Source organism: Chryseobacterium sp. SIMBA_028, assembly GCF_046535285.1.
Classification (GTDB): Bacteria; Bacteroidota; Bacteroidia; order Flavobacteriales; family Weeksellaceae; genus Chryseobacterium.
Window position 1 is genome coordinate 1 of record NZ_JAWRWZ010000812.1, and the last position, 237, is coordinate 237.

The 237-nt window shown below is 61.2% G+C and carries 1 protein-coding gene; it reads right to left on the bottom strand.

What is annotated here, in order from left to right; genetic code table 11:
• Positions 1-237, bottom strand: a 237-nt coding sequence (locus tag SCA31_RS25475; protein ID WP_410699711.1) for a hypothetical protein, incomplete at both ends; no start/stop codon positions are given.

A 237-nucleotide genomic window follows, 5' to 3' on the forward strand; every position in this document is an offset into this window, starting at 1 on the left:
GATGGACGCCGGAATGTTGAAGATCCAGGAACCGAGACCTATCAGTGTCACGACCAGGGCAGAGACAGCAACCGAAGCTCCGAGGTCCCGAGCCGAAAGTGCGATGATCGGAAGCACCGCCCCCTCGCCTATACAGAACAAAAGCGCGGGCCCGAACGCCGGGAGCGCGATGCTGCGGAGGCTGAAGTTTTGGTTCGCTTGGGTGGTGGTCATCGCCTTCATCCTATGACCGCGGCG